This window comes from Paenibacillus konkukensis, from assembly GCF_023523925.1.
Lineage (GTDB): Bacteria > Bacillota > Bacilli > Paenibacillales > NBRC-103111 > Paenibacillus_S > Paenibacillus_S doosanensis.
In genome coordinates this window covers 5,490,692-5,503,797 of record NZ_CP027059.1, presented here as the reverse complement: position 1 = coordinate 5,503,797, position 13,106 = coordinate 5,490,692, and the positions used below count along the sequence as shown (strand labels likewise).

10 protein-coding genes are annotated in these 13,106 nt (G+C 54.1%); 3 read left to right on the top strand and 7 right to left on the bottom strand.

Features of this window, described 5'->3' with window-relative positions; all coding sequences use genetic code 11:
• Positions 1 to 515 precede the first annotated feature (515 nt).
• Together SK3146_RS23950 and SK3146_RS23945 are read right to left on the bottom strand one after the other, a co-directional pair.
• On the bottom strand, positions 516 to 842 hold the full coding sequence (locus tag SK3146_RS23950) for a hypothetical protein (protein WP_249861126.1): 327 nt from the start codon (positions 840 to 842) through the stop codon (positions 516 to 518).
• Positions 842 to 3,010: a PrsW family intramembrane metalloprotease gene (locus tag SK3146_RS23945; protein ID WP_249861125.1), complete on the bottom strand. Its 2,169-nt coding sequence runs from the start codon at positions 3,008 to 3,010 to the stop codon at positions 842 to 844. The genes SK3146_RS23950 and SK3146_RS23945 overlap by 1 nt, the downstream gene beginning before the upstream one ends.
• A 315-nt stretch (positions 3,011 to 3,325) precedes the next feature.
• Between SK3146_RS23945 and SK3146_RS23940 the strand changes: the two genes are divergently transcribed.
• The 3 genes from SK3146_RS23940 (at position 3,326) to SK3146_RS23930 (ending at position 8,246) form a co-directional block, all read left to right on the top strand.
• Positions 3,326 to 3,547 carry a hypothetical protein gene (locus SK3146_RS23940; protein ID WP_249861124.1) on the top strand — a complete coding sequence of 74 codons (222 nt, stop codon included), beginning with the start codon at positions 3,326 to 3,328 and terminating at the stop codon, positions 3,545 to 3,547.
• A gap of 206 nt (positions 3,548 to 3,753) precedes the next feature.
• A complete protein-coding gene (locus tag SK3146_RS23935; RefSeq protein WP_249861123.1) occupies positions 3,754 to 5,313 on the top strand; it encodes an SWIM zinc finger family protein in 1,560 nt (519 codons plus the stop codon).
• Positions 5,310 to 8,246 (top strand): DEAD/DEAH box helicase, encoded by a 2,937-nt coding sequence (locus SK3146_RS23930; RefSeq protein ID WP_249861122.1) that lies wholly within the window; start codon positions 5,310 to 5,312, stop codon positions 8,244 to 8,246. The genes SK3146_RS23935 and SK3146_RS23930 overlap by 4 nt, the downstream gene beginning before the upstream one ends.
• Positions 8,247 to 8,481: 235 nt before the next feature.
• Here the strand turns inward: SK3146_RS23930 and SK3146_RS23925 are convergent, their stop codons facing one another.
• The 5 genes from SK3146_RS23925 to cas7c form a co-directional block, all read right to left on the bottom strand.
• Positions 8,482 to 8,934 carry a hypothetical protein gene (locus tag SK3146_RS23925; protein WP_249861121.1) on the bottom strand — a complete coding sequence of 151 codons (453 nt, stop codon included), beginning with the start codon at positions 8,932 to 8,934 and terminating at the stop codon, positions 8,482 to 8,484.
• 1,322 nt (positions 8,935 to 10,256) lie between these two features.
• Positions 10,257 to 10,547 (bottom strand): CRISPR-associated endonuclease Cas2, encoded by a 291-nt coding sequence (gene cas2, locus SK3146_RS23920; RefSeq protein WP_249861120.1) that lies wholly within the window; start codon positions 10,545 to 10,547, stop codon positions 10,257 to 10,259.
• Between the two features lie 12 nt (positions 10,548 to 10,559).
• Positions 10,560 to 11,591, bottom strand: coding sequence for a type I-C CRISPR-associated endonuclease Cas1c (cas1c, locus tag SK3146_RS23915; protein WP_249861119.1), 1,032 nt, complete (start codon positions 11,589 to 11,591; stop codon positions 10,560 to 10,562).
• Positions 11,588 to 12,250 carry a CRISPR-associated protein Cas4 gene (gene cas4 / locus SK3146_RS23910; protein ID WP_249861118.1) on the bottom strand — a complete coding sequence of 221 codons (663 nt, stop codon included), beginning with the start codon at positions 12,248 to 12,250 and terminating at the stop codon, positions 11,588 to 11,590. Before cas4 ends, cas1c begins: the two co-directional genes overlap by 4 nt.
• Positions 12,240 to 13,106 carry a type I-C CRISPR-associated protein Cas7/Csd2 gene (gene cas7c / locus SK3146_RS23905; protein ID WP_249861117.1) on the bottom strand — a complete coding sequence of 289 codons (867 nt, stop codon included), beginning with the start codon at positions 13,104 to 13,106 and terminating at the stop codon, positions 12,240 to 12,242. Before cas7c ends, cas4 begins: the two co-directional genes overlap by 11 nt.

Below are 13,106 nucleotides of genomic sequence, written 5' to 3'. Positions count from 1 at the left end.
TATCTAATCCATTGGCCCTTCTTGGCCGCTACCGCAGTTTGGCGCTAGCCGCCGCTTTCCTTTGCAACAGTTGTTGCCAAACGATATAGTTCTTTCGTCCGCTAAACATCCCCCCGCAGCCCCAAAGCCATGTAAAATAATCCGATTGGACGATCATACCAACGGCTCCTGAACAAAAACTAAACAAATTCGACGAAATCCCGCAAAATTAGGTACAACCCTCTTGAAAATTTGTCGAATAATCAACATACTGCTTCTTTTGTAGGAACAAGTCGTCATCGCAAACCGGCGGATACGTTCGAAATCCCTATATTTGGAAGTCTGTTCCACTTCCGATGATCTCGATTGAACCTTTTCAGGAAGCCTACATAAGACGAAGCCCCTTGTAAAAAGAAAAAACACCGCCAATAAAGGAGTTTTCCTTCATTAACAGTGTTTCGCTTTGCTCCTGACGATCCGGCTGCAGCGGCCCATTGCCCCCACACGGCCCCTGACACATACCCGCAGCCTATCTTTTACCCGATATACACAACGGCCCCGTCCCGCTGAAGCGCCTTGGGCAGCTCGGCCTCCAGCAATTCGATCCGGCTCGCCAGCTTCTCCATTCGGTCTCCGCCCCGGCTCAAGGCCCACTGCTTTAACCGGTCCAGTTCATCTAGCACCTCCGGCAAATCTTCCTTCATAATTTCAATTCCGGTGGAGAAGACGGGGACCCATTGCAAGCCCAATGCTTCCGCGCCAGGCTCCCAGCATTCCGCGAAGAACGCCTCCGCGGCGACAGGCAATTGGAATTGCCGCTCGAATTCATCGGCGGGCTCAGGTATAAAAGCGCTTATGGACATTACGGTTTCCCTCCAAACAAAACGTTAAATGTGTAATCCGGAAATTCCTGTCTCAACTGATTCAAGCTGTTCTCCACAGCGCCGCGCAGCTCCGGGGTATCGCCGTCCAGCCGGAACACGAAGCTGCGAATCGACTTAATATCCTGCAAATCGGGAACGTCGGCCGATCCGTGCGCCGTCGCCCGGGTGGAGACGGCTTTCTCCAGCATATTTTGAATGCGTACCCGCGTCTTCGCGAGTATTTGCTTATCGGCGAATTGCTGCGGCGTCTGCGAAGGCTTCCCCGTTCGCGGATTGATGCGGTCGAGCCCTTTGGCCGTTTTGTCCTCGTAGAATATGCCCTTATCCAAATCGATTTCATCGAATTCGCCCAGCGGATTGCCCCGATGATCGACAATTTCGACCTCGTTGTAGCTTTTCCCTGCCGTAGGCGCCGTATCGTCGTTCCGGTTATCGTCCGTGTGATCCCGCTTCGGCGATTCTTCATCCGACTTGCGCGGTTCGTCCGGCCGCTCGGAATGACCGCCGCGTCCCGGGCCGTCATGATGCGGAGGCTTCCCCGGCGCGCCGATATCCGGCTTGCGGCGGCCCAGCTTATCCAGCAGCTTGCGCACGTAGCCGCGACCCTTGCGCCCCATCCATTGGAACGCCCTACCGAATGGAATCCGGCTTAGTACGATGCCGGCCGCTACGGCGAGCGCGTTCTCCGGCGTCAGCATCTTCCTCGGATCGCGGATATAGTCCGCAATCGTATGCCCGCTTCCGGCAATGCTCCCGGCCGTCATCGCGATGCCGACAGCAGGCCAGAACTCGACGAACAGCAGCGATAACGCAAGCGCTCCGAGCAGAATCGCGCCTTGCTCATACCATGGCAGGCGGTCCCACCAGTTTTGCAGCGAATCGAACATACATGCGAAGCAAGCCGGTCCGGCTCCGCCTGCATCGTAGGCATTCCAGCCCGCCGTAAACCCTGCGAGGAGCAGAATGACCGCCACTCCGGCCAGCGCCCGGTACACCGTCTGCACCCGTTCGCGGACAGGACCCCGTCTGCCGGCGGCCTCCTCATTTCCGTAAAGCAGGTTCATCCCAAGCTCGCGCCGCTCCCGGTAAAAGCTCAGCCAATAACCGAATTTCCGCCGCTCCCGAAACAAGGCGAAACTCATATTCCACAGCTCGGAGAACGGGTTGAAGAACGGCTCGTTCGGCAAAACCGGAAGACGGTCGCGGACCTTGCCAAGCAAGCGATAATCGGCATACAGCGATACCGCCAGCATAAGAAGAAACGCCGGACGCGTCTTATAGCCGTCCCCGGTCCAGCCGTGAATCGTATATATCCAATCCGGTAGCTTATACTGGCCGTTATAGGCGGCGTGATCAAGGATAGCCCAGGCTAATAACAGCGCCGGAAACAAAAATGTCCAGCGCGTCCACTTTGCCCTCAGCCGGTAAGCGATGCCGCAGCCAAGCGCGATCATCGCGGTATGTACAGGATGGCTGACGGTCATCAGCGTCGGAAAAATGCTTTCTTCAAACCGCCCGGGAAATAGCGAGAACAAGTCCCAATGGATCGTCTCCCCGCCCAGCAGCGTCGTGCTGTAACCGAAGGTCCTCCCGATAAGACCGGAATTCAGCCAGCGCCTGCTCAGCTCCTCCATCAGCTGAAAGCCGACTCCGGTCGCGGCGCCGATCAGCGTATAATCGCTTAAGCTTAAAGCGGAGGCGCGGCGCGAGAACAGCAAAAAGACGCCCAGCGGAAGCAGCTTCCACAGCTCTTCGAAAATCGGCGTGAAGACGGACATCGACCAAGTGTCGGATGTTCTCCCGCCAAAGACGACATGCATCGCCTGGATCGTCAGCGCCGTGAACGGCACCACCAGAAAAACGCCGGAGAGCACGAACAGCACAGCCGTCTTCCACGGCAGCGTCTTGCTGCGGCACAAAAACCAAAACTGCAGCAGCACATAAAACGACCACGCATATTGAACCAGCATCGTGCGGGAGTCTCTAAAGAAAATGAGACTAACAACAAATGCCGCCAGAGAAAACCATGAACATAAGGTATACACCGTCCGGAGGAACGGGTATTTGGCGATCAGCGCCCGAATCGTACGGCAGACGGCTTCGATCCAATCCCGGATGCCGCAGCGAATGGCCCATAGCGTATTCAATAGGTCCGCCTCCCTTGTGACCGTATCCCCCTTTATTTTTCATATAGTATACCATAGGTTCCATATATAGGGTCCGGGGCAGCGGTCTCATTTCCTGCAGCCGTCCTGCCCGGCAAGGCCGTGATTGACGCTCGGAATCTTGCGGGTTGTATGCGACTTGGGACCTCCCGTTCCCGCATTCCGCATCGCGAACGCGAGCGGCTTTCATCCGACGCAAGTCCTAAAGAAGCGGCGCGATATCATTTGAATGATCCGGACCCACCGCGTTATAATGCATAATCAAGTAATATTTTACATTAAAGGGGATATGAGAATATGAATCATACCACTGAAAACAAGCCGGGGAGACGGGAGTTTACACTTAAGGGGGCCATCGTTTTTCTGGGCTGCTGCATTCTGCTCGGATCATGTATTATCGCTAATCAGAATAACGCGGCCGTCACGAATCCCAACCATGCGCAATTGACCGATAAGATCGATTCGATGAATCAAAAACTAGACAAAGTGATCGGGTTACTGTCTGAAGATGCTCCTTAAGCGGAGAACGTCCTCTGCAAAAGCCGAATATTGATGCGCTCCGCTCTCTGCCGGCTCTTGTTCCCCTTTTCCACCATGCCAATACAGCCGCCATTCGCCCTAATTCCTCCTTTTTTCCCGACTTTTTCTGAAAAGGTCGAATTTTTGTTCGCATCATACTATAATAGAAGGATACGATTTCTTACTTTTTAGCAAGGAGCTAGGCTATGAGCTTATATTCCGCCTTGGACGATGAACAATGGCCGAAGCTGCTGGAACAAGTAGCTTCGTCTTTCAACGAAGTCACCCTCAGCCGGGGGTTCAACTATTTCAAACAACAGCGCGTCGTCAGCCTGATTTCCTCCGACGGCGGCATTATTAAAGCAAGGGTTACGGGTACGGAAGATTATACGGTGACGCTTAAGCTTCATCATTTAAGGACCAGCTCCTGCAGCTGTCCTGTCCAATCCTTCTGCAAGCATATGGCCGCAGTGATCATGGAGCTTGCCGATCGGCTCGGCTACCCGGCTTCCCAAGTGGTCAATGCCAAGCACAGCGTCCGGCGTCTGGCCGCCGCTTCGGCCCCGCAAGCATCGCTTCAAGCATTGCCCGGCATGGACGTATTCGGCTGGCATAAGCTGTTGGAGCAGTATACCGCCCACATTCAACCTTCCTACGATCAGGGCGTGTACGTGGAAATGCTGCGGCATCAGCTGCAAAAAATTCGCTCGGCCTCCGTCCCGTTTACGGAAACGGACCGGGCTTTTTTCGAGCTGCATCAAAGCTTGTTCATTTTGCACAAGCTGAAGGAGCAAAACTCGCGAAGTACCGTTAACTACTATACTTCATTCATGCTGTACCGAATCTACGACGATACCCATATGCAGTTTAAGCAGTTGCCCGCTTCCTTCGATATTACGCTCTCCATGGAGCGGCTCAAGCAAACGCTTGCCTATGTGAGACAATTGCTGACCGCAGAGGAAGGGCATAAATATTTGGATTACGGTCTGTATACCGCCTTATGGACATATTGGATTGCACCTTATTTGGATACGAAGGATTGGGCTTCCCAAGAGATCGGCAGCATGGAGCAGCCAACCGCCGGCGCCGCATCCGCTTCCCTGTCGGCGGCCAAAGCGTTCTTGCTCCTCCAACAACAAAGAAGCCAGGAAGCATGGGCCGCTTTGGAAGGAATCGATATGTTAGCCAAAGCGCCGGCAAGTTTATTTCTATCCTTCCTTAAACCTCTCTCGGACTCTAGCCAATGGGAGACGCTGATCGAGTGGCTGCTCAAATGCGCCCCTTTCTTTTACAGCAAAAACTCGGGGGATTTCCAAAGCTATATGGTTTACTGGAAAGCGGCGGCGGATCACGTTCCTGAAGCCGAACCTCACATGTGGAGCGTTCTCGAAGAAGCGATGCCCCATTCCGTTTCCATCATCGAGGATATGCTGTACGAACGGCAGGATTGGAAGCCTTGGCTGGAATTGCAAATGATGCAAGGACGCAGCCCTTTCGATCACCGGGTGAGCGTCCTGCAGCCGATTGAGAAGGAGGCGCCGGAGCTTTTGCTGCCCTTTTACCATCAAGCTATCGAACATTACGTCTCATTAAAAAACCGGCAGGACTACAAGCTGGCGGTCAAGCTGCTCAAGCGACTGGCCAAAGTATATAAGAAAATGAAACGGACAGAGCGCTGGGATCGCTTCTTCGCAGGCTTCCTGGAGAGGAACAGCCGGCTGCGGGCGCTGCATGAGGAAATCAAGAAAGGAAAGCTGTCGGAATGAGTAAAACATGGTACGATATGACGCTGCACGCGATGCTGACCGATTCGGGAGATGCCCTGCTGTGGGGCGAGAAAAGCGATTATCCCGTTGCCGGAGAATCCTTCCGCAAGCTCTTGTTCGCGTGGCATGAACCGTCCTGCTACGGAACGGCGCTCGAGCTGCAGCAGGCAGGCGAGCTTACGGTGACGGTTCTCCCTGCGGAAATGGTGCTTCCCTTCTTCGCTTCTCCCGGTTTCATGTCGATTGTCCGCTGGCATACCGGCAATGAAACGGCGGCCGCCCTGCTCGCATCCGCCCCGCTGTTGATTAAAGCGGCCCGGGACGGCCATTACGTCCCAAACTACAACTCTTATAGAAACGGCAGGCTGGAGTGGACATGGGACAGGGGTTCCGAAGAGCTAAAAGAGCTAGACTGGGAGCGGCTGCAGCGGCAGGACGTTCTCGGCAGCGAGTTGTCCGGACTGCGATCCGCCTTCTCCGCGGCCGTATTCGCAGAGCATTATGCCGACGAAGCCTCCATGTCCGACCTTCGGAGGGATTATCCTGCGCTGTTTCGGCAGCCGGGCGATCCGTCGGCTGCCGTGCCGGGCGCTTATGCGGAGGAAGAATGGCTTGCGGCCCTTGGATGGAAGCCGGATACGGCTCCTTTCCGTCCTGCGCTTCAACTGCTGGAGCCGGACGATGAAGCATTCGATTGGCGGCTCCGGCTAGTGCTGCAGGATAAGAACGACAGCTCGGCGCTCGTGCCCGTTCGCCTGTCTGAGGACGGACATGCGTCCGGCGCCTGGACCAGTTCATGGACTCCCTATATCCATGAGCGTTCCCCGGGTTGGGCGGCCCGGCTGATCGCAGCGCTTCCGGATCGGATGAGCGGCGACGAATTGTTCGCCGAGCCGCTGGATGACGAAGCAGCTTGGCAGTTTCTGACTGCGGACAGCCGAAGATTATTAAACGACGGCTGGAACGTCATGCTGCCCGGCTGGTGGGAAGCGGCCTCGAAGCGGAAGCCGCGCCTCCATGCGCGGGTGAAGCCTGATGCCGGCGGCAGAGGCCAGTCGCTATTCGGCATGAACGCCCTGGTCGATTTCGACTGGCGGATCGCGATCGGCGAAGCCAATCTGAGCGAAACCGAATTTGCAGAGCTGCTGAGCCGCAAGGAGAAGCTGATCCGTTTCCGCGGGGAATGGGTTTATCTCGATCCGGCGCTGCTTGAGCAAATTCGCAAAATGATGGATAGCATCAGCCCGGATGAAGGCTTATCCTTGCAGGACGTGCTGCAGCTGCATCTGTTAAATGAAGCGGAGCAGGAGAAGCCTGCCGGACGTCAGCGTACCGGCGAGAACGATGCGGAGGATGACGAAGAGAGAGTGAAGCTGGAGGTTGAGCTGAATTCGCATCTCTTATCGCTCTTCAGGCAGCTAAGCCGGCCCTCCGAATTGACCGAGCTGCCCGTACCGGAAGGCTTGCGAGCACAGCTGCGCAGCTACCAGCGCGAGGGCTTTACCTGGCTTAGCTTCCTAAGACAGTTCGGACTCGGCGCCTGCCTCGCCGATGACATGGGGCTCGGCAAGACAGTGCAGTTCATCACCTATTTGCTGCAGCATAAGGAAGAGTCCGCCGCTCCGGCCCTGCTCATCTGCCCGATTTCCGTGCTCGGCAATTGGCAGAAGGAGATCGCCCGCTTCGCCCCTGAACTGCGGGTGCTGCTCCATTACGGCAAAGAACGAATGACCGCCGAGACGATGCATCCTGCCTTGCAGGAAACGGATGTCGTCATTACCTCTTACACGACGGCTCTGCTCGATCAGGAGTTATTGCAGGAAATTACATGGAGCGCGCTTTGTCTGGACGAAGCCCAGAACATTAAGAACGCGCAGAACAAACAGTCCGTCGCCATCCGCTCGCTCAAAGCGAGACACCGCATTGCGCTGACCGGAACGCCGATCGAAAACAGGCTGTCCGAGCTGTGGTCCATCTACGATTTCCTCAATCCCGGTTACTTAGGGAGCGCCCGCGGATTCCAACATCGGTTCGCCGGGCCTATCGAGAAGCATCGCGACGAAGAACGGACCGCCCAGCTTCAGAGGCTGGTGAAGCCGTTCATGCTGCGCCGCAAGAAGAAAGATCCTAACATCCAGCTGGATTTGCCGGATAAGCTGGAGATGAAGGTCTACATTAACCTGACCGCCGAGCAGGTCGCCCTCTATGAGCAAGCGGTCAAGGATCTGATGGAGCGGATGAAGCAGCTCGAAGGAATCGAACGCAAAGGCGCGATTCTGGCTGCTTTGACCCAGCTGAAGCAGCTATGCGATCATCCTGTGCTGCTTACGAAGGAAGCGGCGCTCTCCGAATCCGCGCTCCAATCCGAGGAGCGGCGCGAGGCATTCATCTCGCGGTCCGCGAAGCTCGAACGGCTCGTCGCCATGGTCGACGAGCTGCGCGGCGAAGGAGATTCCTGCCTGATCTTCACCCAGTACGTAGGCATGGGCCGCATGCTGGCCGACATCCTTGGAACGCATCGGGGCGAGCCCGTGCTGTACTTGAACGGAAGCACGCCGAAGGCGGAACGCGACAAGATGATCGACGCGTTCCAAGCTGCGGACGAAAACGGTCCCGGTATCTTCATCCTCTCGCTGAAAACGGGCGGAGTCGGCCTCAACCTGACGGCCGCCAACCACGTATTCCATTTCGACCGCTGGTGGAACCCCGCCGTCGAAAATCAGGCGACCGACCGCGCCTACCGGATGGGACAAAAGCGTAATGTACAGGTGCACAAATATATTTCCCTCGGCACCTTGGAGGAGAAGATCGACGAAATGCTGGAAAGCAAGATGAGCCTGAGCGAGAACGTCATCTCCACCTCGGAGAACTGGATTACGGAGCTATCCAACGAGGAACTGCGCGACTTGTTTGCACTGCGGCAGAACTGGTGAGGAAACACAGATACGGAGTGAATCTGTATCTGGAGGCATGCGTTTCTGCAGAAGGATTCGCCGCGGCGGTTTCAGGCAGTTTAATTTACTTAATTTGCAAGTACGAGAGGCGGAAGGGACTACAGGTAGCAGTAATCCACTTTAATTATCCGCATCATCGCAAAACGAGCCCGCTCATTCGAGCGGGCTCTCCGTCTGTCCATTTATCACTATCTGCCTATAGATCGTTCAAGGTTCAGGGCCTGCTAACCGCCTTCAACGTATCCCTCTGGGATTGCTGCATTTGCTGGAGCGACTCCCTCATCTGCTCGATAATCTGCAGCATTTGCTGCTGCAGCTGCTGCTGCTGTTGAGACACATCTTCTTTCTTTTCCGCCGAGGACGCCGGGTCGCCCTGCGTTTCTTTCTTGGATTGCGAAGACTGCTGCGCGAGCGCCTCGGTCTTCTTATTTATTTCTTCCGCACTCTTGGTGATCTGGTCGATCTTCTCCTGCTGCTTGGAGAGCTGGTCGCCGAAGCCTTCCAGCTTACTCCGATCCGCAGCCGAGAACGCCACCGCATTGCTCGTCGAGTTGCCCATCGCGCCGCTGACCGCTTTGTAGACATCGTCGCTCATCATCAGTAAAATGCCGACCACCACGCCGACCGCCAACGTCCCTGCTGTCTTCAAGATCGATTTTTTATTCAAGGCGGTATCCCTCCCCAATTTATACTTCCAGTAATTTTACTATAGCTGAAGACGGCGAATTATTCTGTAATTCGCATCACCTAAATGCAAAAAAGGGCGCAGCAAACGGCAGCATGCCTTGGCCGGACTTGCTGCACACAGACTGCAAGACGATGCAGGGCTGTGGAAATTACAATCCACGCACCCGTGCAGGGTGCGACGCGTACAGCTCGCGATTGTGCGTCTTGACGGCGTAATTTCAATCCACGCACCCGTGCAGGGTGCGACTTGTTTTTAGGCAATTTGCTGGTGGGTATCACATATTTCAATCCACGCACCCGTGCAGGGTGCGACGTCCGACCATGTAGATTTTGGTTTTGGTCCATTTGAATTTCAATCCACACACCCCGTACGGGGTGCGACATATGGGTCTAGCACCGTGCCCAAGTCCTGAGATTTATTTCAATCCACACACCCCGTACGGGGTGCGACAATCAGTAGCAAATACAATTAGACTGTGGGAATATTTCAATCCGCACACCCCGTGCGGGGTGCGACTGTATATAAACTTGGGCGGACAGGCCACTCAACTGATGATTTCAATCCACACACCCCGTGCGGGGTGCGACGTGTGACCGGCTGGCTGTTGGAATTGCTGCAGCGCGAATTTCAACCCACACACCCCGTGCGGGGTGCGACATATATCAGCTTTGCCGCAACCATCCGCCAGAAATTTCAACCCACACACCCCGTGCGGGGTGCGACAGACAAATTCAGGGAGAGTGAACAGCATGAGTCATACCATTTCAACCCACACACCCCGTGCGGGGTGCGACTACAGGCGGCAAGGACCGCATGGTCGCTTATGTATTTCAACCCACACACCCCGTGCGGGGTGCGACGCCTAAATTAAGGCCAGGTGAAGGACATGACCATAGTATTTCAACCCACACACCCCGTGCGGGGTGCGACGCTGCATCACCGACCCGACGGCCAAGGAAATAAATTTCAACCCACACACCCCGTGCGGGGTGCGACGCGCGCATCCAAGACGGCGGGGAGATCGCGGTCAAGATTTCAACCCACACACCCCGTGCGGGGTGCGACGAGGCGCGGAGCCTTGAGGAATACAAGGCACAGATTTCAACCCACACACCCCGTGCGGGGTGCGACACCGATTTTCAAAGAAAAACATCCCTAAAAATCGTTTTTCTGTGTAATCATATGCTCAATCTGTTCGAATAAGCCATAAGACTAGGAGGATTACGTAATAAGGAACACATCATTTGAATCCCTTTTTGGTGCGAATCCTCCGGGAAATTCATGTTCGCTTCACATTCGCACTACAAAATGAGCGGTCCTTCTAAGTCCAAGGACTCTTTGATGCCGATATGCTCTACCTTATTTTTGTAATTGTTGCCCAACTGGTAGATTCTAAGGCTATCCTGCTCGGGGTCTATGACATCCAACAGTTTCAATTTTAATACGGTCAGTTGAGTTGCATCCACGATACATTCGAACACGGAATGCTGAACGCGCTGCCCGTAATTTTGGCATAGTTTGGATACCTTCCGCAATCTTCTTTGCCCCGCGCCGCTCACGGTGCTCACGTCATAGGTTATTAGTACAAGCATGGCGTCCTACACCTACTTCCAGAAAAATGGAGGGTACTCGTCCAAATCGCCTCGTAAATAACGGGCCAATAGCAACGCTTGAACATGCGGGACCAGCCCCCAGGAGATTTTCTCGCCCAAGTAGGGATGCGTTATTTTTTCCTGCTTTCGGTTCTGCCAGGCCGTCAGGAACTTTTTGCGCGCTTCGTCCGTCATGATAACCGCTCCGTTTTCTTTACGTACGAAGTCTTCAGCTTGGACAATCTTTTTGTTAATTAACGATAATACGAACCGGTCCGCGTACACTCCCCGCAATTCCTCCATGGCATCCAATGCGAGGGAAGCTCGTCCGGGACGGTCGCGATGCAGGAAACCAACATACGCATCCAATCCGACGCCCTCCAGGGCGGATGTCGCATCATGAGCCAATAGCGTATAAGCCAACGAAAGCATAGCATTGACATTGTCCAATGGAGGTCTGCGGGAACGAGTGTGAAAATAGAAGTCTTCTTTTTGCTGTAAGATCATTTGGTTAAACAACTTATTATACGCCAGGGCGGCCTGTCCCTCCAGCCCTCTGATCCGATCCAAGTCCTCGCATTCCCTTACTTCCTTGATGATGGAGCTTAGATGCCGGGACGCTTCTTTAAACTGAGGGACATCCACACGCAGCGGATAATCCCTCGTCATTCTTTCGATCATCCATTTACCGTTGAATAGCTTGCCCACGATAAAATTACGGGCAATCCGGGCCGATTGAGCTTCATCTTCGGATACGAGATATTGCTTCTTTCGGAGGACAACGTTGCCTTTACTCGCCCCAATCACCCTGGCGGCGAATCTCCCGCTCATGGTCAAGAAGACTATGGCTATATTTCTCTCCGCGCAATACCCCATTAACGCGGGACTGGCTCCCGTATAACCGAAGGCTACGACAGACTCGAGATTGTGCAGCGGCAGCCGCCCAAGCTTCTCTTGTTCCTTGAGCAGCACAATATTGTCCCCGTCTAGCGACAGATAGACGTCCGGTTGCGTAATAAACAGCGTATTCAGCAGTTTTTTCATCCGGTAATAGTCCCTTCGATATAGCTTTTTACGGTCCGTTTATTCATGAGCTCGGGCAAACATATAGAATGAAGGGAACAGCTATGGCAAAAGGAACCTGTCTTTACTTTGGGCGTATGTCTGTGTTTATAATAATCCTGCATTTCCAAGACAATGGTCTTCACTTGATGTTTCATCTCTGCCGTCAGCGGCACTTCGACCCTATGCTTGATCTCATTATAAAATAGGAACCCGGTCCGGACCTCGCACAGCAGCATTTCCTCCAGGCACATCGCTTGCGCCGTAAGCTGCAACAGATCCGCGTCGTGAAGCTTAGGCTTGCCCCGCTTGTATTCCACCGGATAGGCCACATACTTTCCCTCAGCTCCATGAATTTCGACGCCGTCTTCATCCCTTACGAACTCCACCACATCACAGACTCCGGTGATCTGAAGCTCGGAGGATTTTACGGGCATCGCACGGACGATGAGCTTATCTCCCCGCTTCTCGCGAACGAACGGCTGATCCGCCTTATGATGCAAATGCTGCCCTTCAACGGTCCTGACATTCTCTTCCCATTGTTGTTCTATGTGAATAAGCGCCCACTGCCGCTTGCAAAATTGAAAATGCTGTATCCCTGATAGCATAAGATCATGATCTTCATCTGCGTTATAGGCCATCTATAACTTCCGCCTGGAGTCCTTCCAGTTCATTCAAGTGAATGGTATAGTCCTCGAACTCTCTTGGCTCCTCAACATTTGCTTTCACCGTCAACGAGCGATGCACCTTGGCCGAGGAATACTGGCCCAGCTTGGATTGATGCTTCCACCAATAAACCTGATGCACCTCCATGCTGCCTTCCGGTCTGGCGGCGGAAGCATCATTTTCGAATAAACTGACAAGCGCTTGCTTGATCTTCTCCGCATCCTCCGCTGTAAATCCGGTTTTTTCGGCTAATTGCGTATTGATGCTGCCATAAAACACGTAAACCCCGAAATCGACCCGGTGCTTCATCCCCATGGTATCGGAACCTCTGTCCTTCCCGGGCTCGGAATTGACGCTTTTTGTGATTTGCATGCTGGTAATATCGATCGGATCTACGCTTCGTGCCGTATGGATCGATACGGGACCTCGCACACCGACGGAGACGCCGCCGCCTTTGCTATCCGAACCTTTGAAAGCAAACACTTGACCGAAGCTTCTAACGTCGATCCATTCTTGGCAGGCGATACGGGCAAATTCGTCGCTTGAGCTTGTCTTGGATTTAAAAATTTTATCCAGCTCGGCATTGGCCTCGGCGCGCTCTCTCAAACTGCCGAACGAATCGTTCTTCCGGTCGTTGGATTGGACGAAAATCGCTTCGCCCATATCCTGTAGGCGGTTTCTGATTTTCCGCTTAATCGCTACATCCGAAATTTCGCCGTAGCCGTCATAGTTTTGTCTCGGCCGGTTACCGTTCAGAGGATCACCGTTGGGATTGGCGCTTCGGACGGACAACACTACAGCAAAGTCGATTTTATGATCTAATATAGCCAT

Bases quoted from the DNA above. Each gene is read 5' to 3' on its own strand.
- cas2 (WP_249861120.1), bottom strand. From the start codon at position 10,547: ATGCTTGTACTAATAACCTATGACGTGAGCACCGTGAGCGGCGCGGGG.
- cas1c (WP_249861119.1), bottom strand. From the start codon at position 11,591: ATGAAAAAACTGCTGAATACGCTGTTTATTACGCAACCGGACGTCTAT.
- SK3146_RS23930 (WP_249861122.1), top strand. From the start codon at position 5,310: ATGAGTAAAACATGGTACGATATGACGCTGCACGCGATGCTGACCGAT.
- SK3146_RS23950 (WP_249861126.1), bottom strand. From the start codon at position 842: ATGTCCATAAGCGCTTTTATACCTGAGCCCGCCGATGAATTCGAGCGG.
- SK3146_RS23940 (WP_249861124.1), top strand. From the start codon at position 3,326: ATGAATCATACCACTGAAAACAAGCCGGGGAGACGGGAGTTTACACTT.
- SK3146_RS23935 (WP_249861123.1), top strand. From the start codon at position 3,754: ATGAGCTTATATTCCGCCTTGGACGATGAACAATGGCCGAAGCTGCTG.
- cas7c (WP_249861117.1), bottom strand. From the start codon at position 13,106: ATGGCTATATTAGATCATAAAATCGACTTTGCTGTAGTGTTGTCCGTC.
- cas4 (WP_249861118.1), bottom strand. From the start codon at position 12,250: ATGGCCTATAACGCAGATGAAGATCATGATCTTATGCTATCAGGGATA.